Consider the following 25,470-nt stretch of genomic DNA (forward strand, 5'->3'; position numbering starts at 1 on the left):
GCAACGAAAAAGGCCGGGCTTTCACCCGGCCTTCGTCAAATGTCAATTTACGTCGGTTCAGTTCAGGCGGGTCTGCACCGTGCCGACAGCATCTTTGAAGAGTGCTTCCTGGGTGGAGGCATCGGCCTTGCGGGCGATGACACTCTCGGCAGCGGCAATCGCGAGATCCACGGCAGCGGAACGAACCGCAGCAATGGCGTCCGATTCGGCCTGCTTGATCTTCTGCTCAGACAGCGCATTGCGGCGGGCAACGAACTCCTCGGTCTTCTGACGCGCTTCCTCGGTCAAAGCCGCGGCCTCACGTTCCGCAGATGCCACGATCTGGGCGGCTTCCGCTTCGGCTTCCTTGCGCTTGCGCTGATATTCGCCCAGCAGCTGCTGAGCCTCTTCGCGCAGGCGCTTGGCTTCGTCGAGTTCATCGCGGATATTCTGGGCGCGCTCATCGAGCGACTTCGCCATCATGCCCGGAACCTTAAGATAGGCAATCAGCGCGATGAAGAGGACGAGGCCGACAAAGGCAAAGAATGTTGCATCGAATGCCATGGGATCAGGCCCCCGTCTTCGCGGCTGCAACGGCAGCCTTGATGTCGTCGTTGTTCGCCTTGGCACCGATCAGCTGATCGACAATCGCCGCAGCAGTTTCCTCGGCGATCTGGCCGACTTCTGCAAAAGCCTGCCTTTTGATTTCACCGATACGGATTTCCGCAGCAGCCAGCTTTTCGCCGAGTTCCGCCTCGATGACGGCGCGGTCGGCGGCAGCCTTGGTCTTGGCTGCTTCGCGGGCAGTTTCGGCGATCTTATGCCCCTTGGAACGGGCGGTCGCCAGTTCCTTTTCATAGGCTGCGACAGCCGCATCGGCTTCCGCCTTCAGGCGTGATGCTTCGTTGAGATCCTGGGCGATACGGCCCTGGCGGTTCTCGATGATGCCGCCGACGCGCGGAACGATGACGTTCTTGATAAGGAAATAGAAGAGACCGAAGGTGATGACGAGCCACAGCAGCATCGACGGATAGTAGGTCGCGTCGAAGGGCGGAAAGGTGCCGCCGCCGTGTTCGTCGCCATGGGCGACGCCGGTTTCGGTATGCGTTTCGCCTGCCGGCGCGGCATGCGTATCCCCTGCTGGGGCAGTGCCCGGCGCTGCAGGGGTTTCAGGAGCGGCCGGCGCGGTTTGCGCATGTGCCGAGGTCACGAACATCATCACCTCCAGGTGTATTCCGAATGCAAAGGATCACGGCACGCTCGCGAAAGCGCGCCGCGATCCCAATCCTGGTCAGGTCTCAGACTGCGTAGAGCAGCAGGAGAGCGATGAGCAGCGAGAAGATGCCCAGAGCTTCCGTAACGGCGAAGCCGAATACCAGACGGCCGAACTGGCTGTCAGCGGCAGACGGGTTGCGCAGGGCGCCCGAGAGGTAGTTGCCGAAGATGTTGCCGAGGCCGAGAGCCGTGCCGGCCATGCCAAAGCAAGCCAGACCTGCACCGATGAACTTTGCTGCTTCCGCTTCCATGAGAAACTCCTTGAAATTGTTGTTGCGGCTGATGACTGACGCCTCAGGACGCCAATGTCGTTATCCTTAGTGCCCGCCCGGATGGACCGCATCATTGAGGTACATGCAAGTGAGCACCGCAAAGACATAGGCCTGGAGGAAGGCGACGAGGAATTCGAGACCGGTCAGGGCGACGGTCATGATGAGGGGCAGGATGGCACCACCGATGCCAAGTGCGCCAAGGGCTCCAAGCGAGGCAACGAAGCCTGCGAACACCTTGAGTGTGATATGGCCCGCCAGCATGTTCGCGAAGAGACGAACGGAAAGCGAGACCGGGCGCGACAGGAAGGAAATGATTTCAATGGCGACGACCAGCGGCAGAAGCGCGCCGGGGACGCCGCTCGGCACGAAGAGCTGCAAGAAATGCAGGCCGTGCTTGTAGAAACCGTAGACCAGAACCGTGCCGATGACGAGCAGCGACAGCGCGAAGGTCACAATGATCTGGCTTGTCACGGTAAAGAAATAAGGGAACATGCCGAGCAGGTTCGCCGTCAGGATGAACATGAACAGCGAGAAGACCAGCGGGAAGAACTTCATGCCGCTGTTGCCGGCGCCTTCGCGCAGCATATTGGCGATGAATTCATAGGACATTTCGGCAACCGACTGGCCGCGACCGGGAATGAGGCTGCGCTTCGAGGTGGCGAAATACAGGAAGCCGGCAGCGCAGGCCACGGTGGCGACCATGAACAGGGAAGCGTTGGTGAACGAGAAATCGAGGCCGCCGATCTCGATCGGAACGATCTTGCTGATCTGAAACTGATGGATCGGATCGTTTGCCACCGTCTACCTCTTTGCTTTGCCGCCTTGGCGACACCATTCAATTCGGAAACCGGCTCAGCGCCAGCTTCCCTTCCCATTCTTGTCGCGCCCCTCCGTGAGGCTGGTCGGCGGAGCCACCATTCCCACGGCGCGGAGGACATTCAAGACCCCGGCACAGAAACCAAGCAGGAGGAGGATGATCAACCCCCATGGTTTCGACGCCGGCCATGCAAGCCCTAGCAGATAACCCAGAACCGCGCCAACTGCGACCGCTGCAATGAACTCGGAGGAAATCTTCAAGCCGAGGGCCATGCCTTTACGGCTTTCCTCAGACTGGGCGTCCCTCTTCGCTTCTGCCGCGTCCTCTGCACGCTTGCCTGCCAATTCCGCAGACAAACGCTTCCGGCGCTCTTCCAGGCCATCGTCACGGTTGTCCGTCATTCGCGTCCTCCCTTATCGGCTGACCCCAGGGTGCCGGCCGGCTGCAACATGCAGCAAGCGGGGGATTTCGCGCCTTCCGGCCCGTTTTCAAGTCGCGCGCAACATAGTTTTGGGCGCCCCTATAGTCAAGGCATGGGGGACGGTTCATTCAGAGGAAATTAATAGTCGGAAATCAATCGCTTACGGCTGAAACGCATCAGGCGGGACAAAACTTCCACGGGAATCTGCATGCCTTAGGGCCGGAGTCTCAGCTCCAGCCACCACCATAGGTACGGTAGAAGACATGCAAGCCGATGCGGCCGACCTTTTTCATGGTCTTCGCCCAGTTCGGACGGACGTAAACCGCATGATAATGCGTCGCTGAGCCAACTTCCGTCAGCCAGATCTTGCCGGCGGTGACGGCCATGGCCACTTCGCGGGCCGTATCCCAGTGCTCTTGCGAACGGATCCGGTCCTTGATGTTATCGCAGGCGAAGGAGAACTGGCAGCGGTTACGCCAGTCTTCGTTCTGATAAACGACGTCGCAGATGGTTTTCGGATAGGAGGGATTGCGCACCCGGTTGAGGATAACCTGGGCAACGGCCGCCTGGCCACGGACCGATTCGCCGCGTGCCTCGAAATAGATGCCGGATGCCAGGCACTGTTGCTGCTGCGGGGAAAATGCCTCTGCCGGCAGCGCCGTCGCTGCCCAGGCATGGTCGTCCGGGCCGATCGGCGGGATGAAACGGCCAGCTTCGGGCTTGTCCTTGAGGATCGCATCAAAGGGCGACTGCTTGGAGAAATCCGGCTTGGCGGGTGCATAGGCGGTGGCCAGAACATCTGCCTGATCATTGGTAAAGAGGCTGGCGATCATCGGCGGCAGCTCGTTGCCCGGCTCCGTCTCGTCCTTGCGGAAATAAAAGGCGGCCAATTCCACCGGCTGCTCGTCGCGATCCGCCTTGACGAAGGCGGTCATTTCTTCCTTTTGTTCCACCGGTGCCGTCAGGCTGCTGGAACGCTGCAGCACGGAGCCTGCCGAAAATGCCTTTGGCGGCTGCATTAGTTCGACAGCGACGATGCGGCCTTTCTTGTCCGAGCGGTTGACGCGATCTTCGTCGGGGCTGCCGTCGGCAGACTTCTGTTGCCCGGCAAGCGCAACCTTGCGTCCGTCGGGCAGGATCAAGCCCGCGTCTCCGCCCAGCGCTTCGCCGGCGCCGGGAAAGCTCAGCGAGGCGGCATGAAGGGAGCCGGCCGGCGAGTTGGTGATCACCATCCGCCACTGATCGTTGCTGCGGTTGGCGCCCGCAAATAGATCAGCGAGATCACCCTGGGCCGGAACGGACGGAAATATCAGCCATGAGGCAAGGCCGAACACGGCCGGGGAAATCCATCCGTCCCGACGGGACGAGGACTTGCGACGCATAACGCTCTTCGGACGCAAAACCGGTCACTCCACAAGGCAAATCAATGCGGTGAAGATGAATCATTAACCTTGATGAGCCGTTAACGTGGGCCGGCCGAGGTCGTTGAAGACCCGGGTATTTCAGTAGTCTCGCATAAATGTCACGGCGCGGCCCGCGCCCTGCCATCTCCAGCGCCCCGTGCCGAACCGATCGCAGCATCAGATGATCACATGCGATCCGAGCTCGACGACGCGATTGGCCGGCAGATGGAAATAGTCAGACGGGTCGGTCGCGGCATTGGCCATGGCGATAAACAGCCGGTCCTGCCACATGGGCATTCCCGAGGCCGCGTCCGGCACCAGCTTGCGGCGGCCGAGATAGAAGGATGTCGACATGATATCGAACTTGAAGCCTGTCTTGCGCAGATAAGCGAGCGCCTGGGAAACATTGTGCGATTGCATGAAGCCGAAGCGCAGCTCGATCAGGGTGAAGCGATCGGACAGCTTTTCGATGCGGAACCGCTCTTCAACGGAGACACGCGGCTTGTTGACGGTGGTAATCGTTAGCACGACGTTCTTTTCGTGCAGAACGTGGTTGTGCTTGATGTTGTGCAACAGCGCCGCCGGTGCGGTTTCCGGGTCGCCGGTCAGGAAGATGGCGATGCCGGGCACTGAAACGGGCGAGTGATCACTCTTCTTTTCCACCATCGGGATGAAGGTGCCGAGCGGCACGTCAATGCGCCGGGTCTTTTCGAACAGGATCCCGGCACCGCGCTTCCAGGTCCACATGACGATGGTGAAAATGATCGCCATCATCACCGGCACCCAGCCGCCGTCATGGATCTTCAGCAGGTTGGCACCGAGAAACACCACTTCAAGCGCCAGAAGCGGAGCCAGCACCGCAATCGCAAAGGTCTGCGGCCAGCGCCATTTGAGCCTGACGAACTCGAATGCCATCAGGGTGGTGACGACCATGGCCCCGGTCACCGAGATCCCGTAGGCGGTAGCAAGCGCTTCGGAGCTTTCGAAACCCAGCACGAGAGCGATCACACCAACCAGAAGCAGGGTGTTGACGCCCGGTAGAAAGATCTGTCCCGTATTGGTTTCGGAGGTGAAGAGGATCTGCATGCGCGGCAGATAGCCGAGATGGATCGCCTGGCGAACCAGCGAAAAAGCGCCCGTAATGACGGCCTGGCTGGCAATGATGGTGGCGGCGGTGGCCAGAATGACGACCGGCAGCAGCGCCCATTGCGGGAACATCAGATAGAAGGGATCCGACATGGCTTCCGGCCGCTTCAGCACGAGCGCGCCCTGGCCGAGATAGTTCAGCGTCAGGGCCGGGAAGACCAGCACGAACCACGCCCACTGGATGGGCCTGCGACCGAAATGGCCGAGATCCGCATAGAGCGCTTCGGCACCGGTAACGGTCAGGAAGACGGCCCCCAGCACGACAATGCCGACATAGCCTTCGCGCAGCATGAACTGAACAGCGTACCAGGGATTGAAGGCCGCCAGAATGCTTAGATCGTCGAAGAGATGCGCAATTCCCCCTGCCCCCATGACCAAGAACCAGACCGCCGTGATCGGGCCGAAGAAGCGTGCGACCAAGCCGGTGCCCTTTGATTGGATGGCAAACAGGGCGATCAGCATGCAGACCGAGATCGGCAGAACCGCACCTTCCATGGACGGCGCGACCAGCTTCAGGCCTTCGACCGCCGACATGACCGAAAGGGCGGGCGTGATCATGGCGTCGCCGAGAAACAGCGCCGCACCGATCAAGCCGAGAAGCATCAGCATGGCGCGCTGGCCGGCTGCCGCCTTGGTGAGCAAGGCAAGCAGCGACAGGGTTCCGCCCTCGCCGTCATTATCTGCCCGCAGCAGGAACAGGACATATTTCAGCGTGACAATGACTGTCAGCGTCCAGATCATCAGCGATATCAACCCGATGATCTCGGTTTCGGTGACACCGTCATGCGCTATGGGCTTGAGGGCCTCTCGGAAGGCATAAAGCGGGCTCGTGCCGATATCGCCATAAACGACGCCGACGGATCCAAGCGCCAGGGCGAAGAGCCCTTGAACCTTGGATTTCTCCGCGGCGTGATGTTCTGCGGGATGACCCATGTAGCATCTGGCCTGTTACAGCCAACCTTTCCAACGGAAAAAGAAGAAGGGGATGATGGCAGACAGCAACATGCCGAGGATGGCAAGCGGGTAACCCAGGTGCCAATCCAGTTCAGGCATGTATTTGAAGTTCATGCCATAGATGGAGGCGACGAGCGTCGGAGGCAAGAAGACCACCGAGGCAATGGAAAATATCTTGATAATCGAATTCTGCTCGACATTGATAAGCCCAAGGGAGGCATCAAGCAGGAAGGCGATGTTGCTGGCGATGAAGGCTGCGTGTTCCGACAAGGTCGTCACGTCATGGGCAACCGTCTGGCAAAGGTTCTTGTCGCTCATGTCGTCGTGGATAAGCGGCACATTCATCAAGAATGCCAGCAGCCGAGACAGGGAATTCAAGCTGTCGCGCACCTTGCTGACCAGCCTGTGGAATTCGGCAATGTCTGCAAGCTTGCCTTCGAGAAACTGCGGCGGACGCCGTTTTCCACGGTCCCGAAAGATATCGATCGACAGCTTGTCGATATGATCGACAGCATGTTCGAGGACTTCTGCGGTGCGGTCGGCAATGGTTTCCAGAAGCCTGGCGAGCATTGTCGGGCCGTCGCGTAGATCATCGGAATTGCGGCCAAGCGCTGCGATAAACAGCTGGAAGCTCTTCGGCTCGGCATAACGCACGGTGACGAGGCGGCTGCCGGCCAGGATAAAGGCGATGTCGGTCAGTTCCGGACTGTTGCTGTCGGCACGCCAGACGAGCGATGCCGTCATAAAGACCGCGCCCTTCTCTATATATAGGCGGCTTGACGGCTCGATGTCCTTGAGATCGTCGCGGGTCGGGACCTGGATGCCGAGCAGACCCTCGACATAGGAATCCTCTTGCGCAGTTGGATGAACGAGGTCGATCCAGACAATGTTCTCGGGCAATTGCTGCAGGGCGTCGGCCGGCGCAAGCGTCGTTATGGTGCCGTTGGCGCTATAAGCATTGATCAAGCTTGGTCTCCGGCCGAACTGGCTCGGCCTTGAATGGAAAGCGGAGACATGGTCCCCAAAACGGCAGCGTCCTGCGATGGCCTCTCGCGGGAGGCGCCTATAAACACAGGTAGGGCCGAAATCAAGAGCCGCATGGAAGATCCCGTTTGCGCCGCAACATGACTCCGGCATCGGCAATAAACAAGCCGGTTAAGGCGAAACGGGATTCATCGGATAAACGGCGGGTTTTGCCAGCCGGTAAATCCTAGCCTGCAGCGATTTATTCGAACACGATGGCCGGCGCCGGCCGTGGGCTCAGTGCTCCCAACTCCGCCCAAGCCCTTGCGGCGATCTGCCGGTAGATCTGCGCTGTAGTGCTGCCCGGATCGGAAACAACCACCGGCGTACCTGCATCGGAGCGTTCGCGGATATCGATCGTCAGCGGTACTTCGCCGAGGAAAGGCACGCCGATACGGGCCGCCTCATCCCGCGCGCCGCCATGGCCAAAAATGTCGTAGCGCGTGCCTGTGTCCGGGGCGAGGAAGTAGCTCATGTTTTCGACAATGCCGAGCAGCGGCACCTCGACCTTCTTGAACATGGCAATGCCCTTGCGGGCGTCGATCAGCGCGAGGTCCTGCGGTGTGGACACGATGATGGCGCCGGCGAGCGGCACCTGCTGCGCCATGGTCAACTGCACGTCACCGGTACCCGGCGGCATGTCGACGACCAGCACGTCGAGATCGCCCCAGGCGACTTCACGCAGCATTTGCAGCAAGGCGGACTGGACCATCGGGCCGCGCCAGATCATCGCCGTTTCTTCATCCACGAGGAAGCCCATGGACATGGCCTTCAGGCCGTAGTTCTCCATGGGCTTGATGATGCGGTTTTCGATCTGCTGCGGCCGGCCGGAAATCTTGAGGAGACGCGGGACGGAAGGGCCATAGATGTCCGCATCGAGAATGCCGACCCGCAAGCCATTCGCCTGAAGGCCAAGCGCAAAGTTGACCGCCGTGGTCGATTTGCCGACCCCGCCCTTGCCCGAAGCAACCGCAATAATGGCGCCGATGCCTGGCACGCCTATTTTTTCCCGGGCCTGTCCCTGGGGCGGGTGGGGATGGGCATGTCCCTGGGCTGCGGCGGGCTGTGGTCGGGGCGCCGGCGCCGCACCCGCCTTGCGGTCCGCTGTCAAGGTGACCAGCGCCCCCTTCACCCCCGGCATCGCCTTCACCGACTTTTCAGCCGCCTGGCGCAACGGCTCGAGGTCGCGGGCCCGGTCGGCCGGAACAGTGATCGAGAAATAAACCTTGGCATCGGATATGAAGACGTCGGACACCATGCCGAGCGAGACGATGTCACCCTGCAGATCCGGCCCACGAACCTTGGCCAGCACCGTCAGGACCTGATCTTTCGTCACTTCCGACATTTTAAACTCCTCGATCCTCAGCGCCGATCACGCGGCGCTGGTGCATATCGACTGTATATAGGAGTTGCAGCGGTGCCGGAGCAAGAAGCTTGAGGCCGTCGCTCGATCGGGCAGCCGCATGGCGCCACGCTCGAGCGACGGTTTTTCTTAGTCGCGCCTCTTGAGGGCGCTGGCGGTCCCCTCTGGACCTGACTTGGCAAAGCACAAATCATGCCAGATGCAAACATCAAGATTGCCAGGGTTTCGAAAGTGTTTTGCCAAATAACCAAGCAAGATCTTCGGCCAGGCGCCCAAGAAGGCATCAGCATCATGTTTGCGAATGATTAGGTGCTTAAAGGCTTTGCGTGATCGGTTGATCAGTTTCTACTTGATCAGCCCCATGCGAAGGGCCTTGGCGACGGCCTGGGTTCGATTGACCGAGTCCATCTTCTTAGCCGCCCGATTCAGGTAGTGATTGATCGTATGTTCGGAGAGACCGAGGATATCAGCAATCTCGGCGCTGGTCTTTCCGGCCGCGGTCCAGGTGAGGCAGTCGGTTTCACGGTCCGTCAACAGGTCTGCGGGCCGGATATCGAGATTGCGTATCTCCGCCAGCCGCTGGAAGACATGGATGGAGATATACATCAGTTCCATCATCTGCTGATGGCTGAAAGACCGGCCCGAACCGGTCAGTGCTACAGCGCCCCGGACACCCGACACGTCATGCACCGGGAAATAGGCGCCACGAATGATCCCGAATCGGGTGAACAGATCCCTGACCTGCGGCTTCACCCGGTCCGTGGAGAGCGTGTCGAGATCGAAACTGAAAGGGGTAGTCGAATCGCGCAACCGACGAAGCACCAGGCTCGTCTGCATCAGGCCTTCGCGATCGAACAGCGACATCATCTCCGCCGGCCAGTTGGTGATGATCGTATTGGAAGAAAGTTCGCGGGAGGTGGTGGCCGGAAGATAAAGGACCATGAAGTTTCGGCAGTCATAGGCTTGTGCAAGCCGCTTCATGAACCGGATCACGTCAAACTGCGTGCCGAGACCGGCAATCTCGCTGGGGTCACCGTCGAAGATCGGAATATCGGCAGCTTTTTCTGTCTTTGACATGTCTTGCTCTTCGCTCACCGGTCGCCTGCAATGAGGATCTCATCTGCACCGGTCATTAAAATGCTTGCTCAGCGTAGCGTCACCCTACCGGCAGTAAGCGTCGAGGCTTGCTGCAGGCTTTCGCGCCTGACGTGTCCGAAGGCTTCTAACTCTATTATAAATATCCAAGTCAGGGTCAAATCGTTGCGTATTGTCAAATCACCACACTGATGATGCTGATAATTGGTCACATTGCCAATCGGGCCCGAGCGCATTTCGTGCCGCCCGGCGTTGGATTTTTCTCCACCATGGCGCAAATGTCTCTTCACCTTCGACATCCTGGTTCTGTTGTTCTAGATATCGCCTTGAAACATTGTTTGGGAGTTGCCGCATGACGCCTATCCACGAGTTCAGTGGAATCATTTTGTCATCCTCGCTGTGCGAGCTTGGCGAGGGACCAAGCTTTGAAGCTGAGACGGGAACCCTGTGGTGGTTTGACATCGTCGGCAAGGCCCTGCACGAACTTCACGTAGCCACCGCGCGCGAAACCGTACATGCGCTTCCGTTCATGGCGAGCGTAGTTGCGTCCATCGATGCAGACCGGCAGTTGATTGCCAGCGAAAAGGGGCTTTTCATTCGCGACCGGTCGAGCGGGAGGTTGTCTCCTTATTGCGAGATCGAGCCGGGCAAGCCAGCCAATCGCTCGAACGACGGCCGCGTTCATCCGTCCGGCAGCCTGTGGATCGGAACGATGAGCAAGACTGGCGACCACGGCGCCGGTGCCGTTTATCATGTCGCACGAGGCGTCGTTACCCGGCTGTTCGAAGGCGTGGGCATCCCCAATTCGATCTGCTTCTCGCCGGACGGGTCGATCGGATATTATGTGGACACCAAGATCAACCGGCTGATGCGGGTGCCGCTCGACCCAAACACCGGATTGCCGAAGGGTGAACCGCAGGTTCTGGTCGACCAGAAGGGCCAGCCGGGCGGAATTGACGGGTCGATCTGCGACAGCGACGGAACGATCTGGAACGCCCGATGGGGGCTGGGCGCAATCGACCGTTTCGGGCCGGACGGCGCTCATCTCGGACGCTATCTGCTGCCTGCCAAGCAGACGACCTGCCCTGCCTTCATCGCCAATGGACGGATTGCCGTCACCTCTGCCTGGCAAGGGCTCGACGATGGTGCACGGGCCGAAGACCCATTGGCAGGAGCGCTTTTCGAGATCCTCGTGCCGATCGAATCGCAGCACGAGCCCTTTTACCGGCTTTAAGTGAGGACTGAACCGGAACGTGCTTGAAATCTGGCCAGGCGAGGCTGAATATCGGCATCCTTTCCGGAACCATTCCTTTTGGTCATCATTTTCCTGTCGACACCGACGGCGCAACGAAGCCGTCGGCCCGGGCGCATGTCGCCCACTCGTCAACCCAAAATCAACATAGGGAAGGCAGGACAGTTATGAAAAAGACCCTCAGCACAATGGCAGCCGCAGCAGTTCTGATGGCATCCACCGCCATCGCTCCGGTATTTGCTCAGACCAGCCCGGCAGCTCCTAACACTCCGGCAGCGCCGGGCGCTCCGGTAGATCCGGCCGCTAAGCCCGCGGATAGTGCCGCGACCCCGGCTGCAAGCACCGGCACCACGGCCGCATCTTCGGGTTCGTATCTGACGGAGCAAGCCCAGAACCAGATCAGCGCCAATGACTACATCGGCAAGCCCGTCTACAACGCCAACAATGAGAGCATTGGCGACGTCAACGATCTTATCTTCGAAGACAAGGGTGCCATCGTCGCAGCCGTGATCGGCGTCGGCGGGTTCCTCGGCATCGGCGAAAAGGATGTCGCCGTGCCGGTCGACAGGATCACCATGACCCGCGAAGCCGACAACAATAACGAAACGCGGCTGACAACCACTGAGACGGCGGAGGCCCTGAAGGCCGCCCCGGAATTCAAGACCATGGAAGATCAGCAGGCTGAAACCGACAGGACCACGACGTCCTCGACCATGCCTGCTACCGGCGGCGCCACCAACCCGTCGACGGCTCCTGCAAAGTAATCGGCCGGAGCCTGGAACGGGCGACACGTCGCTGACAATCGGAAGGGCGGCATCACGCGGATGCCGCCCTTTTGTTGTGCCTCGCGCGCATTATTTCAGAGGAGCGAACAGTATCTCGATGCATCATAGATCGCCGCATGAATATTGCGGCTGGCCACTGCATCGCCGATCCGGATCAGGTCGAAACCGGACGCTACCTGCTTAACCGGCAAAGGTTGTCTCCTGGCGATCAGCGCGGCGTAATCCACGGCACCGCCATTTCGCGAAAGCGGCTTCAGCCTCATGTAGAGCTCCGCATTGGCAGCCGTGCCGTGCTCGACCACGACCTGCGCAACGCGCCGCTCCTCCAAGACCTGATCCGAGAAATCCGAACCAAGAACCGCGATGAGCGCATTGCCGTCGCGCCGCACGGATTTCAGGCGACTGTTGATGGTGACCCGTACGCCGCGCTCTGCAAAGGTCTTGGCGTAAGGAACGTGGTTCATCCCGCCCATTTCCGGCGCGAAGAACCGTTCCGGTGAGACGAGTTCCAGCTCAGCACCGCTTAGCGCAATCACCTCGGCGGCACTCATTCCCGGATGTCCGCCATTGTCGTCGAACAACAGGACGGGGCCGGCCGGCTTGACCCCGCCGGCCATAATATCCCAGCTTGAGGTCAGCAGCTCGCCTCCCGCCTCCAGCTCGGGAGCCTGGGCAATGCCGCCGGTGGCAACAACGACCAAATCCGGCGTCAGCGAGAGCACATCCTCCGCTTCGGCGAAGACGCCATAGCGGATCTCCACGCCAAGCCGCTCCAGTTCCGCCAGGCGCCAGTCGATAATGCCGATCATTTCCTTGCGGCGCGGATTACGGACAAGAAGATTGACCTGGCCGCCGGCCTCTCCGGCAGCCTCCAACACGGTAACGGCGTGGCCCCGCTCGGCGAGCACCCTTGCCGCCTCCAGCCCGGCCGGCCCGGCACCGATGACGACGGTTTTTCGGCGAATCTCCGCCTCGGCAACGGCATGCGAAAGCTCTGCCTCCCGGCCGGTCGAAGCATTGTGGATGCACAGCGCTTCGCCGCCTTCATAGATCCTGTCGAGGCAGTAGGTGGCGCCGACGCAGGGACGGATAAGATGCTCCTCGCCGCGGGCGATCTTGGCGCCGATATGCGGATCGGCAATATGAGCGCGCGTCATGCCGATCATGTCGAGCTTGCCGGTGGCTATGGCGTGACGGGCCGTCGCCACGTCAGCGATGCGAGCCGCATGGAAGACAGGAATCCGCGTCGCCTCCCTCACCTCGCCGGCAAAATCGAGATGCGGGGCGCTGCGCATGCCCTGGATCGGGATCACCTCGTTGAGGCTCGCATCATGGTCGATATGGCCGCGGATGATATTGAGGAAATCGATGTGGCCCGATCGCGCGAACCGCTGAGCGATTTCGATTCCCTCCTGCTTGGACAGGCCGCTGCTCCAATCCTCGTCGGCCACCATCCGTATGCCGACGATGAAATCGGGACCGACGGCGTTCCGGACCGCCTGCGTCACCAGCATCGCGAAACGCATGCGGTTGTCGAGCGATCCGCCAAACTCGTCTTCCCGCCGATTGGTGGCGGGAGACCAGAACTGATCCATCAGGTGACCGTAGGCCTCGAACTCAATGCCATCCAGACCGGCCGCCTGCATGCGCGCCGCCGCCGAAGCATAATCGCTGATGATGCGCTCGATGTCCCAGTCCTCGATCTCCTTGGGAAAAGCGCGGTGTGCTGGCTCGCGAATAGGCGACGGCGCAAGAACCGGCAGCCAGGCACCCTTGTTCCAACCGGTGCGACGTCCGAGATGGGTAAGCTGGATCATGACGGCAGCGCCGTAGTCATGACAGTCGTCCGCCAGCTTCTTCAGCCAGGGGACGATCTCGTCGCGATAAGCATGCAGGTTGCCGAAAGCCGGCGGGCTATCCTGCGAAACGATCGCCGAGCCCGCCGTCATCGTCAGCGCAATGCCGCCCTTGGCCTTTTCCCGATGGTAGAGCCGATAACGGTCCTTGGGCATGCCGTCTTCGGAATAAGCCGGCTCGTGAGCTGTCGACATGAGCCTGTTCTTCAGCGTCAGGTGCTTGAGCTGAAAGGGCTGCAGGAGGGGATCGTTGGAAACGGACATGGCGGTCTCCGGCCTCTGGAGGAAAGACCATCATTGCGCAGCAAAGCAAAGATGACGACGACCAGACGCGCCGCACACTGTCCGCACAGCGTCGTCTTCAGGCCGCTCGATCGTCAGGCCCGCTCGATCGTCAGGAAGTCGCGGTACTGGTCCTGCAGGTACCGCAACGTGGCGGCACTGTCCGCCGGTCTGCCGTAATAATAGCCCTGGCCCATGCCGCAACCAAGGAATTTCAGCTTGTCCGCATCCGCCTTCTCCTCGATGCCCTCGGCCACGACATCCAGGTCGAGGCCCTGGCACATGGCGATGATCGCCTTGACGATATGCTCGGAAGCACGATCGCTGGTGATGCGGGACACGAAGGCACGGTCGATCTTCACCTTGTCGAAGGTGAAATCGCGCAGCCGGCCGAGGCTCGACTGACCGGTGCCGAAATCGTCCAGCGAGATGCGCACGCCGGCTTTGCGCAGGTCGGTGACGATGCGGTGCGCGGTGTCCGCCGACGTCATGACCGCAGTCTCTGTAATTTCGAGCTCGAGGCGGTGCGGGTCGAGCCCAACGCGGGCAAGTGCTGCAAGCGTCGTTTCGGTCGTGCCCGGATCCATCAGCTGCGCGGAAGACAGGTTGAAGGACAGGAATAGATCGCGTGGCCAGGCCAGCGCCGCTTCCGCCGCCTTGCGCAGTAGGGTTTCGGATAGCGCGTCGATGAAGCCGCGCTCTTCTGCGAGCGGTACGAAGACGGCCGGCGATACGAAACCGAGGTCGGCATCGACCCATCTGGCCAAAGCCTCGAAGCCGAGCGGCGCACCGTCGCTGAGCCTGACGATCGGCTGGAAATGCACATCTACCGCATCGTTGATGATAGCGTTCCGGAGAGCCTGTTCCAGCTGGGTCGCGCGCTTCATCTCCTGCGCAATCTCGCGGGAATAAACGGTGATCTGGCCGCGCCCGCGGCGCTTGGAGCGGTAAAGTGCGGTTTCAGCGCTCTTCAGGAGCTCCTCGAAATCTTCGCCTGCAAAAGGATAGATGGCAAAACCAAAGGAAGCTGAAAGACGCACATTGCGGTCGCCGAGGTCGTAAGGCGCCGAAAGGACATCCTTCATCATCTGGCCAATGCGTTCGGCCCCATTGCGCTCGAAGATCAGCGGCAGGATGAAGGCGAATTCGTCACCGTCGTGACGCGTCACCGTCGCACCGTCGGGAATGCAGGCCTTGAGACGGTGGGCGACTTGGCAAAGGATCTCATCACCCGCTTCGGCGCCGAACAGGTCGTTGATCGGCTTGAAGCCGTCGAGATTGGCGATGCAGATGGTAAAGGGAGCGGGATCGGCGGCACGTTCCGCTGCCAGCAGCCGGACCTTGTCGCGCAGCCGGTAGCGATTGCCGAGCCCCGTTAGGGGATCGCTATAGGCCATGGCCTGCAGCTCATTCTGGCTGACCTGGGGCCATGGGTTTCCCGCTGACGTCATACGAAATCCTGGCTTGAACGCACAAGTTTGCGAAGAATGCGACAGAAAGATTAAGAAATTCGCCTTGGATCCTTACATGTTCCAGCACGCTTCAGCCGGCAAAGGTCGTCCGCTGCTGGGGCTCGCCCAAAAACTTCTCGAACACGGTCTCAAGCGCTTCGGGGCTGATCGGCTTGAGGATGACGTCGTTCATGCCGGAACTGAAGCATTGCTCACGGTCGCGCTCAAATGCTTGGGCGAGTACGCCGATGATTGGTGTGCGTGCCTCTTCGCCCTCCAAGGCGCGGATGGCGCAGCTCGCCTCGAAGCCGTTGAGCTTGGGGAGAGACACATCCATTAGAACAAGGCGCGGTGACCGCTCCCGCCACAAGCTTACCGCTTCTTCGCCATCGGCGGCGATGGCATAGCGATACCCAAGGCCCTCCAGGATCTGCGAGAAGACGATCTGGTTCACCTCGTTGTCTTCCGCAACCAGAATGTCGAGATCCGGCTCCCCATCCTCCTCGACAATCTGCCAGTTGCCGTCCTGCCGCCCGTGCATCTCACCGGCCATTCCCCTGAAATGGCTGGACACAGCGGATATGAGGTCGGCGCTCATTTCCCCTGCATCGATCTCGATCATTGGGATGCCGTGCGTGGCGGCGATCTCGGCACAAGCCGCCTTCATCCGCCCGTCCACCACAACCAAGTCAACCTGGATGTCGGCTTCTCGCGCCAGCTGCAAAAAGAGTGTCAGTTCTTCTTTGGCGCAGACCGAGGATACATCCAGCTGGAGTTCCCCCAACAGCGTCAGAGCGTCGGCTTCCACTTGCGGATCGGCTGAAACGACGAGGACCTTGCGGTTCGCCAAGCTCGATACTTCGCTGTCCAGATGCCTGTCGCGTTCGCCGCGGCGTAAGCTCCATTCGATGAATTCCTGTTTATTCATCGAGGCGATCGCATCATGGCTCACATCGTCCACGCCGATGAACCGGGTTAGATCCTGCATGGTCGTGACAACGAAATAGCGCCCGGGCTTGCCGATCCGATACTTGTTGGCGACGATAATCACTTCCGAACCGTCGGCGCGGGTCAGGCGTTCCGGCAGCGACAGCTCTTCTCCTGAATCAAGCACGTGATTGTTGATGGCTTCCAACCGCTCACGCAGTTCCACCGGCTGGAATTCCTCACCCTTGTGGCCAAGGATCGCCTCGGGTGAGAGGTTGTGAAACTTGCAGGCAGCCTTGTTGACGGCCACGAAGGTATGGCTGCGGTCTTTGACCGTCACTGTGAAGGGAAGGTTATCGAGCACTTCCTCGGTAATCTGCACCCGCTCCATGTCGGCGCGCCATTGCTCCTCTCGCTTTTTGAGCTCGGAAACGTCGCGGATGACACAGATGCCGTAGCCCGATGACAAGCGTCGCTTGGTAAAGCTCAGCCAGCGATCATTGTCGCGCCGTTCGACAATCTCCGCCCGTTCCTTCCACAAGGTAGCTATCTGATCGGCGATCCAGTCCTCGCGGCTTGTCGTGCGACGCGCGCCGGAAGCATCCGCGGAGAAGCGGCCGCCGCCATCGTAGACGGCGCCGAGGAAATCGCGCAGCCTTGTCCCCGGAACCAGAAAAGTCTTCGGCAGGGACAGGAGAGCAAGCAGTTGCTGACTGGCAAACACGATCAGGTCGTTCTTGTCATAGACCAGGATCGCCCCGGAGATCCCTTCGGAGATGACTTCCAGCATGGCAATTTGAATGTTCGCGTCCGCCGACGCTACATCATTCATAGGATGAGACCCCCGTATGCTTCTTTGGCTCGGCGCCGAGAAGGCTGCTTGTGATCGACGCCTTTCGGCGCTCACCCTCTCGCATTTGGTCAAGGCATAGCGAAACATGCTGGCTGCAAGTTTTCAACGAGTGGTCGATCCTGTTGTGACGGTGCCCAGCCGGCCATCACATCGATCACTCGCGGGGAATAAGTTTTCCCCTGGTTCATCCAAATCTAACGCAATCGAAACTAGAGCCTTTATCTTAAGGCGCGATTAATGCAGCTTTCCCGTAAAACGCGGGGACATATCGGAGCTCAGCCTTCCCATTGAGACGCGAATCCGGGAGAATGACGCCATGTCAGTCAAGCAATTGCCCGAAACGCTCATCAACCAGATCGCCGCCGGCGAAGTCATCGAAAGACCCGCCAGCGCCGCCAAGGAACTCATCGAAAACGCAATCGATGCAGGGGCCAGCCGGATCGAGATTGCGACAGCCGGCGGCGGAAAGAGCCTGATCCGCATCACCGACAACGGGTCGGGCATGACGGCGAGCGACCTGGACCTGGCAATCCGCAGGCATTGCACATCCAAGATTTCCGAGACGCTGGACGATATCCGCACCCTGGGTTTCCGTGGCGAAGCGCTGCCGTCGATCGGATCGGTTGCAAAGCTGACGATCACAAGCCGCCGGCAGGGAGAAACGGAAGGCGCCCAAGTCGCCCTTGTCGGTGGCAAGACCTCCGGCGTCCGCCCGGCCCCGGCCAATCCCGGCACGGTGGTGGAAGTGCGCGACATCTTCTTCGCCACGCCTGCACGCCTGAAATTCCTCAAAACCGAGAAGGCCGAAGCGGGAGCGATCACCGAGGTGGTGAAACGCATGGCGATCGCCTTTCCGGCAGTGCGCTTCGTTTTGTCAGGCTCGGACCGTTCCACCCTGGAATTCCCCGCCGCGGGCGACGATCCGCTGGTGCGCATGGCCCAGATCCTCGGCCCCGACTTCCGCGACAATGCGATCGAGATCGAGGCTCTGCGCGAGGAGGTCGGGCTGGCGGGGCATGTCGGCCTGCCGACCTTCAACCGGGGCAATTCGGCACACCAATATGCCTTCGTCAACGGTCGTCCGGTGCAGGACAAGCTGATCCTTTCGGCGATCCGCGGCGCTTATGCCGAAAGCATACCGTCTGGACGATATCCCGTGGCGGTACTTTCCATCACGCTCGATCCGGCGCTGGTGGACGTCAACGTGCATCCAGCCAAAGCGGACGTGCGTTTCCGCGATCCTGGTTTGGTGCGCGGCCTGATCGTCGGCGCTATCCGCCAGGCCCTCCACCGCGAAGGAGACCGCGGCTCGACCACCGGCACATCGGGGATGATGCGTGCGTTTCGGCCGGGCTTTTCCGGCACACCGCAGGCGCCGTGGAGTGCCGCTGCCTCGCCTTCTCGGCCGCTCGACGCTTCCGCCTCGTCCTTTTTCGCCGAGCGTCCGCAGCAGGATTTCGAGGTGATGACCATGCCCACGGCAAGGGCAGACGCCGTCAGTTCCCCCGCCACAGCGCGGTTCCCGGAGGAAGGGCCGCGCTATCCCCTGGGCGCAGCACGGGCGCAATTGCACGAAAACTATATCGTTGCGCAAACGCAGGACGGCCTTGTCATTGTCGACCAGCATGCCGCCCATGAGCGTCTGGTCTTCGAAGCCATGCGCAAGGCGCTCGACGAGAAGCGGCTCGCTTCCCAGGTCCTGCTCATCCCGGAGATCGTCGACCTGCCGGAAGAAGATTGCGACCGGCTGATGATGCATGCCCAGGAGCTCGACCGGCTCGGGCTTGCGGTGGAGCGTTTCGGGCCGGGTGCGGTGGCCGTGCGCGAGACTCCTGCCATGCTGGGTGAAGTCGATGCGGCGGCGCTGGTGCGCGACCTTGCGGACGAGGTTTCGGAATGGAACACGGCCGGTGGGCTGAGGGGTAAGATCGAATATGTCGCCGCCACCATGGCCTGTCACGGCTCGGTCCGCTCCGGTCGCCGGCTGCGGCCCGAGGAAATGAACGCGCTTCTGCGTGAAATGGAGGCCACCCCAGGCTCCGGGACCTGCAACCACGGGCGGCCCACCTTTATCGAGCTTAAGCTTTCCGATATTGAGCGGCTGTTCGGACGCAGCTGAAATCGCTGGCCTTCGGGTTTCTGCCGCGTTAGAGCATGCTTATGATCTTCCGCAGGAGACGAAAGATGAACCGGTTCGAAGGAAGCGGCTTCCGCGAAGCGAAAATCCGCTATCTCGATGGCGACTACCAGATTCTGAGCGCCGGCTCCTATGTCATATGCGCGATGACGGGTGCCCAGATCCCGGTCGACGAGCTGAAATACTGGAGCGTTGCCCGGCAGGAGCCCTATGTGGACTGCGCCACGGCGCTCGACGCAGAAAAGCGCGCCGGCATGTTGCCGAACCAGCAGGTTCGCGCCTGAAGCGCCGGACCGTCACGGTCGGCAAGGGCTTGTACTTTTCAGGCGCCGTTCCCGGAAGTGTGCGAAGGCAGCATCGATGATCTTGGCTGGCGCCTGATGATCGTCGAAGACCATATCGACCTCCACCACCTTGAGGCTTTTCAGCAAGTCCTCGGCCGGGCCGTGACGACCAGCCAGGCGAACGGCGTCCTTTGCCGTCGTCACCAGCGTCAGCCCTTGGCTGCGGGCATCCTCCAGAAGACTGACGATTTCATCCTCGCTGAAGAAATGGTGATCCGGAAAAGACCGGTGAACAGCGATCAGGCCACTAACCTGGTGTACGGTGCGGTAGAACTTTTCCGGATCGGCAATGCCGGTAAAGGCGAGCACGCTGCTGCCGGAAAGTGTTTGCTGCTGGCGGGGGCGAAGCGTCGCCACATGGATCTGCTTTCCCGCCCGGGCCGCCTTGCGCACCAGCCGATCGGCCGCCTCACCGTCACCCACTTTGAGGATGGCGGAAAGCTGGCGCATCTGCTCGGCGATCGGCGCCCTCACCGGACCGCCCGGCACAAGATGACCATTGCCGATGCCGCGCACCGTATCGATCACCACAAGCGAGAAATCGAGTGCCAGCCTCGCGCTCTGGAAGCCGTCGTCCATGATGATGAGGTCTGCCCCCTCAGCGATCAAACGATGAGCGCCGTCCACCCTTTTGCGGGAAATGACCGTCGGGGCTTCGCGCGCCAGTAGCAAAGCCTCGTCGCCAACAGCCTCGGCCCGATGATGGTCCGGATCGACCAGCGTCGTCACGTCCAGCGAGCCGCCATAACCGCGGCTCAAGAAACCCGGCCGCAGCCCGCGCTGCTTGGCAGCCTTGGCAAGCGCGATCGCGGTCGGCGTCTTGCCGGCCCCGCCTACCGTGAAGTTTCCGACGCAGATCACCGGCAGCGGTATATGAGCCCGCCGGCCTCGCGCCATCCGCCGCCCGGCGACACGCCCATAAACAAAGGAGATCGGCGATAGCGCCCAAGCGCGCCAATCCGCCTTCATCCACCAAAACGGCGGTGCCTCTGAAACCATACTCTACTTCCTAATCTTTCAGGCCCGGCGGGCTGGGCAGCAAGATGGCTATTCTTACGAAAAAACAAGTGGAGATGGTGTCAGATCTCGGCTTTTTGCGGCAGCAGAGCTTCAAGGAGCGTGATGTCGTCCAGACAAAGGTCTGCGGCCGCCGCCAGGGTTTCGCGCGAACCGGTTCCGGTCAGCACCGCCACCTTCAAGCCGGCACCTGCCGCCTGGCCCATATGCATGTCGTGATTATTGTCTCCGACCATTGCCACGTGCGACGGATCGAGCCCGCCAGCACGGCAGAATGCCAGGAGCATGCCCGGACCCGGCTTGACCCCATGGCCGCTGTCATAACCAGCGATAAAATCCAGATAATCGATGAAGCCAAAGCGCATCGCGGTCTGACGGATCGATTGCTCGTTGTCGCTGGAGGCGACACCCAGCTTGAAGCCGCGCGCCTTGAGGCGACCGAACAGGCCGCCAAGGTCGGTCACCGGAACTGCATATTCGGTAGCCCGCACGAACAGCGCATCGAGCAGCTGCGTCAGTTCCAGAACACCCAACGGCGAGCCTGCGGACACGAAGCCAGCAGCGATTTCGGCGGCATTGCCGGCAGCTAACAGGCTGTCGGGTCGGGTATGGCCGGAAACGGGATCCATGCCAGCAGCAAACAGCAGTTGCGCCTCAAGACTTTCATTCCCCGCCGCCGCGACACGTGCCGCTTCCCGGTTCACGGGCCCCCAGCTCTCGTCATAGCGAAGCAGTGTGCCGTCCTTGTCGAACAGGATGCCGGCGATCTGCCGCCAATCTGCAGTCATCAGCCGCCCACCGCGGCTGCGGCCTTGGGCTGCAACCTGGCACTGACCGTCAGCGGGTTGACGTAAGGCTCCAGCGCCTTGATCGTCTTGCCAAGGGCGCCGCGCATGTCTTCCATGGCTTCATGCCCAGCCTCGACCATTTTCCGACGTGCCAGATCGTTGATCAGCAGGTAATGCACGGCCTTGGCCAGCATTTCGACATCGCGCACGACGCGCGCCGCACCCCGGCGGGCAAGGTGCTGATAGGCGTCCCGGAAGTTCTGGATGTTCGGGCCTGACAGCACGGCGCATCCGAGCATGGCCGGCTCCAGCGGGTTCTGGCCGCCTTCATTGGTCAGGGAGCGCCCCACGAAAGCCACTTCCGTCAGCCTCAGATAAAGACCCATTTCGCCGATCGTGTCACCGAGCAGGACATCCGTTTCCGCTGTCACAGGATCGTTGCGCGAGCGCCGGGCGACGGACAAGCCCTCTTCCTTGAGCATGGCCTCGATAGCATCGGCGCGGTCGGGATGGCGCGGCACGATGATCGTCAACTGGCCGTTCTTGGGCTTCAAGGTCCGGTGCACGGTTGCTGCGACCTTCTCCTCGCCCTCGAAGGTCGAGATGGCCGCCCAGGTCTGGCGGCTGCCGATCTCATTGCTGTATCGCACCAGCAGCTCAGCGTCGCAGGGCGGTGGATCGGTATCCGTCTTCAGATTGCCGGATACGATGACCGGCCAGGCGCCGAGATCGCGGAAACGCTCGGCATCGAGATCCGATTGAGCGACCACCAGGGCCAGCTTATCGAAAAGCGCCTCGGCAATGGCCTTGCGGCGGCTCCAGCGCTGGAAAGAACGGTCGGATATGCGGGCATTGACGCGGATCTGAGGAATGCCGCGACGCGCAAGCTCGGCGACGGTCGCCGGCCAAATTTCCGATTCCGCGGTGATGCAGGCGTCTGGCTGCCAATAGCCGATGAAACGCTTGATCGGGAATTTGATATCGAGCGGCACGTATTGATGGATCACCTCCTCCCCAAGGCGAGCCTGTACAAGGGCCGCCGATGTCACCGTCCCCGTGGTCAAGAGGACATGGATATCGCGGCGGCGCAGCTCGCGGATCATTGGCATGATCGCCAGGGTTTCGCCGACACTTGCCGCATGAGCCCAGACCAGCGGACCACGAGGCCGCGCCAAGCTTGCATAGCCGAGCCGTTCCAGCCGGCGGGACGCGTCTTCCTTGCCCTTTACGGCGCGATAAGCGAGATAAGGACCAACCAGCGGATAGGCCATGATGCCGGCCAGACGATAGGTCGCAAGAGCGACGCGTGCCACCCCGCCACTCATCGCCAATGTCTCCGATCCATGATGGCCGCTGTCAAATATGAGCCCTCCGACCGCTATCCGTAACTGAAATTTACTGTTTCACAAATGCGTCAAAAAAGGGTCCCCGGCCCTTTTGGAGCCGGGACGGAAAATAGGTGTGGATAATCGGCCGAAGCTTGGATCAGACGGACTTCATTTCGGGCTCGAGCAGCCGGTGCATGTGGACGATGAAATAGCGCATCTGAGCGTTATCGACCGTCTGCTGGGCCTTTGACCTCCAGGCCACCAATGCCGAAGCATAGTCCGGAAAAATGCCGACGATGTCGAGGCCTGACAGGTCCTTGAACTGGACACCGTCCAGGCTTTCCAGCTCGCCGCCGAAAACCAAGTGGAGGAGTTGTTTCTTTTCGCTTGTATCCGTCATCTGTTTATTCCCGCGTTCCGTCCTCCCGGGACCCTCCTCTGCTGCATAATCCCGAAAAGGTCAACCCGGCGGGCGGTCCAGCAGATGCGGCAGAAGGCTCGCGACAGCGTGGTCCGCCCCGGCAACCAGCACGTCATGACTAACCGTTTCACGGTTGTAGGCCAGCGGCTCGCGCCGCAGATCGGTCAGGCGTCCACCGGCTCGTTCCAGGATCAGGTCGGCGGCCGCCAGATCCCAGTCATGGGAATTGCGCTTGACCACTGTGCCGTCGATACGGCCGTCGGCGACCATGGCCAGCCGGTAGGCCAGCGACGGCACGTGGCGAACCCGGTGCACTCGTTCCCGGAAAGCCGGCTCGAACTTCTTGACGAGGCTTTCGTCTGCGGCCAACACCAGTTGCCCGCCTTGCTCCGCGTTGACGACGATCGACTGGCCGTTCTTGAAAGCCTGACCGCCGGCAACGGCGGAAAACTCCTCATCCAGCGCCGGCGCAACCAGTACACCGGCCACCGGCCGGCCGCGGTCGACAACCGCGACGGACACGCACCAGGTCTTTTCGCCGTTGATGAAGGCACGCGTTCCATCGATCGGGTCGATGACGAAGACGGTCTGGCAGGACAGCCTGGCTGCGTCGTCATCGGTTTCCTCCGACAGCCAGCCATAGTTTGGCCGGGCCTTCAAGAGCACGGACTGCAGCCGGTCATTGGCCGCGAAATCCGCAGCGCTGACGGGCGAGCTTCCCTCATTCTTCCACCACACTTCCGGTGATTGGCCGAAGAAGCCATAGGCGATTTCGCCAGCCTGGCGGGCAGCATCCAAGATCAGGTCGAGATCGTCCTGCCATTGATCGCTCACCGCGCCCGCCATCAATCAGCATCCCGCCAGCGTCATGCCCTCGATGGCAATCGTCGGCGAGGCCACGCCATATTTCCGGTCAATGTCGTTTGCGGGCGTGATGCGCATAAACATGTCCTTGAGATTGGACGCGATCGTCACCTCGGACACGGGATAGGCCAGCTCGCCGTTTTCGATCCAGAAGCCGGTGGCGCCGCGGCTGTATTCGCCCGTCAGCATGTTGACGCCCTGGCCGATCAGTTCGGTCACATAGAAGCCGTTGCCGACCGAGCGGATCAGCTCTTCCGGCGAAACATCGCCCGGCTCCAGCGCCAGATTGGTGGAAGACGGGGTCACCGAATTGCCGCCGCGAACACCACGGCCGTTGGTTCCGAGCCCGAGTTCGCGGCCGGTGGAGGTGGACAGGAACCAATGCTTTAGCACACCGTCCTCGATCATCACCAGACGCTCGCCGGCAACCCCTTCGCCGTCGAAGGGCCGGGAGGAGGAGCCGCGCACGATCAGCGGGTCATCGGTGATGTGCAGCCCAGCTTTGAGCACCTGCTGGCCCATCCGGTCGCGCAGGAAGCTCGTCTTGCGGGCCACGGAGGCACCATTGATGGCGCCGGCAATATGGCCGACGAAGCCGCGGGCGATGCGGGGATCGAAGACGACGGTGACATTGCTGCCCGTATCCACCTGGCGTGGGTTGATCCGCTTCACCACCCGCTCCCCGGCGCGCCGGCCGATCAGTTTCGGATCGTCGAGATCGGCCGCAAAAAGGCGGCTGTCGAAATCGTAGTCTCGCTCCATCTTCGTGCCTTCGCCGGCAATGACGCTGACTGAACGACCGAACCGGCTTGCGACATAGCTGCCGGAAAAGCCGTGCGACGTGACGAGCACCAGCCCGCCAAAGCCGGCGGACGTACCGGCGCCGGATGAATTCGTGACGCCGGAAACATCCAGCGCCGCCTGTTCCATTTCAAGCGCGGCCTCACGAAGCGCATTGGTCGGCACTTCGGTGGCGTCGAACAGATCGAGATCCGGATAGTTCCGGGTGAGATCCTGTTCATTCGCAAGGCAGGCGAAAGGATCTTCGGGAGAAACCCTGGCCATGGCAACCGCGCGCTCGGCCAAGGTCTTCATGTCGAAGCCCGGATTGGCCGAGACACTTGCAACCTTCTGGCCGATGAAGACGCGCAAGGCAAAGTCATCGCTTTCGGAAGCTTCCGTACCTTCGACTTTGCCGAGCCGGACGCTGACCGAGCGCGAACGGGAGCGCACGACGACGGCATCCGCCTGATCGGCGCCTGCGGCCTTGGCCAGATCGATGAGCTCGCCGGCACGAGCAAGGAGCGACGCAGAATCAATTTCGGAAGTCATATTTGCAAGCCTTTCATTCCCCTTCCATTTATTGTGCACAGGCCTAAGCATCAAGGGCAGCTCTGCGATTCCGGGTTGACCCCCA

23 protein-coding genes are annotated in these 25,470 nt (G+C 61.0%); 4 read left to right on the forward strand and 19 right to left on the reverse strand.

The genetic code is table 11. The annotated features are described in order from the left end of the window. Window positions 1-57: 57 nt before the first annotated feature. From E2F50_RS11610 to E2F50_RS11655, 10 genes are all read right to left on the reverse strand, one after another. Window positions 58-543, reverse strand: coding sequence for a F0F1 ATP synthase subunit B (locus tag E2F50_RS11610; protein ID WP_133316261.1), 486 nt, complete (start codon window positions 541-543; stop codon window positions 58-60). Between the two features lie 4 nt (window positions 544-547). Beyond that, window positions 548-1,195 carry a F0F1 ATP synthase subunit B gene (locus E2F50_RS11615; RefSeq protein ID WP_133316262.1) on the reverse strand — a complete coding sequence of 216 codons (648 nt, stop codon included), beginning with the start codon at window positions 1,193-1,195 and terminating at the stop codon, window positions 548-550. An 82-nt stretch (window positions 1,196-1,277) separates the two neighbouring features. After that, window positions 1,278-1,505, reverse strand: a complete 228-nt coding sequence (locus E2F50_RS11620; protein ID WP_037158317.1) for a F0F1 ATP synthase subunit C — start codon at window positions 1,503-1,505, stop codon at window positions 1,278-1,280. 66 nt (window positions 1,506-1,571) lie between these two features. Then, window positions 1,572-2,324: a F0F1 ATP synthase subunit A gene (locus E2F50_RS11625; RefSeq protein WP_133316263.1), complete on the reverse strand. Its 753-nt coding sequence runs from the start codon at window positions 2,322-2,324 to the stop codon at window positions 1,572-1,574. A gap of 54 nt (window positions 2,325-2,378) precedes the next feature. Then, window positions 2,379-2,744, reverse strand: a complete 366-nt coding sequence (locus E2F50_RS11630; RefSeq protein WP_133316264.1) for an AtpZ/AtpI family protein — start codon at window positions 2,742-2,744, stop codon at window positions 2,379-2,381. A gap of 247 nt (window positions 2,745-2,991) precedes the next feature. Further along, on the reverse strand, window positions 2,992-4,146 hold the full coding sequence (locus E2F50_RS11635; protein ID WP_133316265.1) for a cell wall hydrolase: 1,155 nt from the start codon (window positions 4,144-4,146) through the stop codon (window positions 2,992-2,994). Window positions 4,147-4,344: 198 nt separating this feature from the next. Next, window positions 4,345-6,246, reverse strand: coding sequence for a potassium transporter Kup (locus E2F50_RS11640; protein ID WP_133316266.1), 1,902 nt, complete (start codon window positions 6,244-6,246; stop codon window positions 4,345-4,347). Window positions 6,247-6,261: 15 nt separating this feature from the next. After that, a complete protein-coding gene (locus tag E2F50_RS11645; protein ID WP_133316267.1) occupies window positions 6,262-7,233 on the reverse strand; it encodes a magnesium transporter CorA family protein in 972 nt (323 codons plus the stop codon). 259 nt (window positions 7,234-7,492) lie between these two features. Then, window positions 7,493-8,635 carry an iron-sulfur cluster carrier protein ApbC gene (gene apbC, locus E2F50_RS11650; protein ID WP_133316268.1) on the reverse strand — a complete coding sequence of 381 codons (1,143 nt, stop codon included), beginning with the start codon at window positions 8,633-8,635 and terminating at the stop codon, window positions 7,493-7,495. A gap of 363 nt (window positions 8,636-8,998) precedes the next feature. Further along, on the reverse strand, window positions 8,999-9,730 hold the full coding sequence (locus E2F50_RS11655) for a LuxR family transcriptional regulator (protein WP_133316269.1): 732 nt from the start codon (window positions 9,728-9,730) through the stop codon (window positions 8,999-9,001). 370 nt (window positions 9,731-10,100) lie between these two features. Between E2F50_RS11655 and E2F50_RS11660 the strand changes: the two genes are divergently transcribed. Both E2F50_RS11660 and E2F50_RS11665 read left to right on the forward strand, forming a co-directional pair. Next, window positions 10,101-10,982, forward strand: coding sequence for an SMP-30/gluconolactonase/LRE family protein (locus E2F50_RS11660; protein WP_133316270.1), 882 nt, complete (start codon window positions 10,101-10,103; stop codon window positions 10,980-10,982). A 185-nt stretch (window positions 10,983-11,167) separates the two neighbouring features. Beyond that, the gene (locus E2F50_RS11665; RefSeq protein WP_133316271.1) at window positions 11,168-11,764 is read left to right on the forward strand and encodes a PRC-barrel domain-containing protein; all 597 of its coding nucleotides are present in this window, start codon (window positions 11,168-11,170) and stop codon (window positions 11,762-11,764) included. 95 nt (window positions 11,765-11,859) lie between these two features. On the opposite strand, the gene E2F50_RS11670 is transcribed toward E2F50_RS11665, so the two are convergent. From E2F50_RS11670 to E2F50_RS11680, 3 genes are all read right to left on the reverse strand, one after another. Further along, entirely contained in the window at window positions 11,860-13,905 is a 2,046-nt protein-coding gene (locus E2F50_RS11670) for an NADH:flavin oxidoreductase (RefSeq protein WP_133316272.1), read from the reverse strand. Between the two features lie 113 nt (window positions 13,906-14,018). Beyond that, window positions 14,019-15,374: a putative bifunctional diguanylate cyclase/phosphodiesterase gene (locus tag E2F50_RS11675; protein WP_133316273.1), complete on the reverse strand. Its 1,356-nt coding sequence runs from the start codon at window positions 15,372-15,374 to the stop codon at window positions 14,019-14,021. Between the two features lie 91 nt (window positions 15,375-15,465). Continuing rightward, on the reverse strand, window positions 15,466-17,133 hold the full coding sequence (locus E2F50_RS11680) for a response regulator (RefSeq protein ID WP_161974097.1): 1,668 nt from the start codon (window positions 17,131-17,133) through the stop codon (window positions 15,466-15,468). Window positions 17,134-17,470: 337 nt separating this feature from the next. On the opposite strand from E2F50_RS11680, the gene mutL reads away from it, so the two are divergent. Continuing rightward, on the forward strand, window positions 17,471-19,273 hold the full coding sequence (gene mutL / locus E2F50_RS11685) for a DNA mismatch repair endonuclease MutL (RefSeq protein WP_133316275.1): 1,803 nt from the start codon (window positions 17,471-17,473) through the stop codon (window positions 19,271-19,273). Between the two features lie 65 nt (window positions 19,274-19,338). Then, window positions 19,339-19,575, forward strand: coding sequence for a DUF2093 domain-containing protein (locus tag E2F50_RS11690; RefSeq protein ID WP_133316276.1), 237 nt, complete (start codon window positions 19,339-19,341; stop codon window positions 19,573-19,575). 12 nt (window positions 19,576-19,587) lie between these two features. Here the strand turns inward: E2F50_RS11690 and lpxK are convergent, their stop codons facing one another. The 6 genes from lpxK to E2F50_RS11720 form a co-directional block, all read right to left on the reverse strand. After that, window positions 19,588-20,634 (reverse strand): tetraacyldisaccharide 4'-kinase, encoded by a 1,047-nt coding sequence (lpxK, locus tag E2F50_RS11695; protein ID WP_133316277.1) that lies wholly within the window; start codon window positions 20,632-20,634, stop codon window positions 19,588-19,590. Window positions 20,635-20,714: 80 nt separating this feature from the next. After that, window positions 20,715-21,440, reverse strand: coding sequence for an HAD family hydrolase (locus E2F50_RS11700; protein WP_133316278.1), 726 nt, complete (start codon window positions 21,438-21,440; stop codon window positions 20,715-20,717). Further along, the gene (gene waaA / locus E2F50_RS11705; RefSeq protein ID WP_133316279.1) at window positions 21,440-22,765 is read right to left on the reverse strand and encodes a lipid IV(A) 3-deoxy-D-manno-octulosonic acid transferase; all 1,326 of its coding nucleotides are present in this window, start codon (window positions 22,763-22,765) and stop codon (window positions 21,440-21,442) included. The genes E2F50_RS11700 and waaA overlap by 1 nt, the downstream gene beginning before the upstream one ends. Window positions 22,766-22,925: 160 nt before the next feature. Continuing rightward, window positions 22,926-23,168: a DUF4170 domain-containing protein gene (locus E2F50_RS11710; RefSeq protein WP_133316280.1), complete on the reverse strand. Its 243-nt coding sequence runs from the start codon at window positions 23,166-23,168 to the stop codon at window positions 22,926-22,928. Window positions 23,169-23,228: 60 nt separating this feature from the next. Next, window positions 23,229-24,035, reverse strand: coding sequence for a 3'(2'),5'-bisphosphate nucleotidase CysQ (locus E2F50_RS11715; protein ID WP_133316281.1), 807 nt, complete (start codon window positions 24,033-24,035; stop codon window positions 23,229-23,231). 3 nt (window positions 24,036-24,038) lie between these two features. Continuing rightward, window positions 24,039-25,385 (reverse strand): TldD/PmbA family protein, encoded by a 1,347-nt coding sequence (locus E2F50_RS11720; RefSeq protein ID WP_133316282.1) that lies wholly within the window; start codon window positions 25,383-25,385, stop codon window positions 24,039-24,041. Window positions 25,386-25,470: the final 85 nt, after the last annotated feature.

Source organism: Rhizobium deserti (assembly GCF_004358025.1).
GTDB lineage: Bacteria > Pseudomonadota > Alphaproteobacteria > Rhizobiales > Rhizobiaceae > Neorhizobium > Neorhizobium deserti.

Excerpts from the sequence above, each read along its gene's own strand:
- E2F50_RS11720 (WP_133316282.1), bottom strand. The coding sequence starts at position 25,385 with ATGACTTCCGAAATTGATTCTGCGTCGCTCCTTGCTCGTGCCGGCGAG.
- apbC (WP_133316268.1), bottom strand. The coding sequence starts at position 8,635 with ATGTCGGAAGTGACGAAAGATCAGGTCCTGACGGTGCTGGCCAAGGTT.
- lpxK (WP_133316277.1), bottom strand. The coding sequence starts at position 20,634 with ATGGTTTCAGAGGCACCGCCGTTTTGGTGGATGAAGGCGGATTGGCGC.
- E2F50_RS11610 (WP_133316261.1), bottom strand. The coding sequence starts at position 543 with ATGGCATTCGATGCAACATTCTTTGCCTTTGTCGGCCTCGTCCTCTTC.
- waaA (WP_133316279.1), bottom strand. The coding sequence starts at position 22,765 with ATGAGTGGCGGGGTGGCACGCGTCGCTCTTGCGACCTATCGTCTGGCC.
- E2F50_RS11665 (WP_133316271.1), top strand. The coding sequence starts at position 11,168 with ATGAAAAAGACCCTCAGCACAATGGCAGCCGCAGCAGTTCTGATGGCA.
- E2F50_RS11640 (WP_133316266.1), bottom strand. The coding sequence starts at position 6,246 with ATGGGTCATCCCGCAGAACATCACGCCGCGGAGAAATCCAAGGTTCAA.
- E2F50_RS11660 (WP_133316270.1), top strand. The coding sequence starts at position 10,101 with ATGACGCCTATCCACGAGTTCAGTGGAATCATTTTGTCATCCTCGCTG.
- E2F50_RS11655 (WP_133316269.1), bottom strand. The coding sequence starts at position 9,730 with ATGTCAAAGACAGAAAAAGCTGCCGATATTCCGATCTTCGACGGTGAC.
- E2F50_RS11710 (WP_133316280.1), bottom strand. The coding sequence starts at position 23,168 with ATGACGGATACAAGCGAAAAGAAACAACTCCTCCACTTGGTTTTCGGC.
- E2F50_RS11690 (WP_133316276.1), top strand. The coding sequence starts at position 19,339 with ATGAACCGGTTCGAAGGAAGCGGCTTCCGCGAAGCGAAAATCCGCTAT.
- E2F50_RS11715 (WP_133316281.1), bottom strand. The coding sequence starts at position 24,035 with ATGGCGGGCGCGGTGAGCGATCAATGGCAGGACGATCTCGACCTGATC.
- E2F50_RS11620 (WP_037158317.1), bottom strand. The coding sequence starts at position 1,505 with ATGGAAGCGGAAGCAGCAAAGTTCATCGGTGCAGGTCTGGCTTGCTTT.
- E2F50_RS11675 (WP_133316273.1), bottom strand. The coding sequence starts at position 15,374 with ATGACGTCAGCGGGAAACCCATGGCCCCAGGTCAGCCAGAATGAGCTG.
- E2F50_RS11700 (WP_133316278.1), bottom strand. The coding sequence starts at position 21,440 with ATGACTGCAGATTGGCGGCAGATCGCCGGCATCCTGTTCGACAAGGAC.
- E2F50_RS11635 (WP_133316265.1), bottom strand. The coding sequence starts at position 4,146 with ATGCGTCGCAAGTCCTCGTCCCGTCGGGACGGATGGATTTCCCCGGCC.
- E2F50_RS11615 (WP_133316262.1), bottom strand. The coding sequence starts at position 1,195 with ATGTTCGTGACCTCGGCACATGCGCAAACCGCGCCGGCCGCTCCTGAA.
- E2F50_RS11630 (WP_133316264.1), bottom strand. The coding sequence starts at position 2,744 with ATGACGGACAACCGTGACGATGGCCTGGAAGAGCGCCGGAAGCGTTTG.
- E2F50_RS11680 (WP_161974097.1), bottom strand. The coding sequence starts at position 17,133 with ATGAATGATGTAGCGTCGGCGGACGCGAACATTCAAATTGCCATGCTG.
- mutL (WP_133316275.1), top strand. The coding sequence starts at position 17,471 with ATGTCAGTCAAGCAATTGCCCGAAACGCTCATCAACCAGATCGCCGCC.
- E2F50_RS11670 (WP_133316272.1), bottom strand. The coding sequence starts at position 13,905 with ATGTCCGTTTCCAACGATCCCCTCCTGCAGCCCTTTCAGCTCAAGCAC.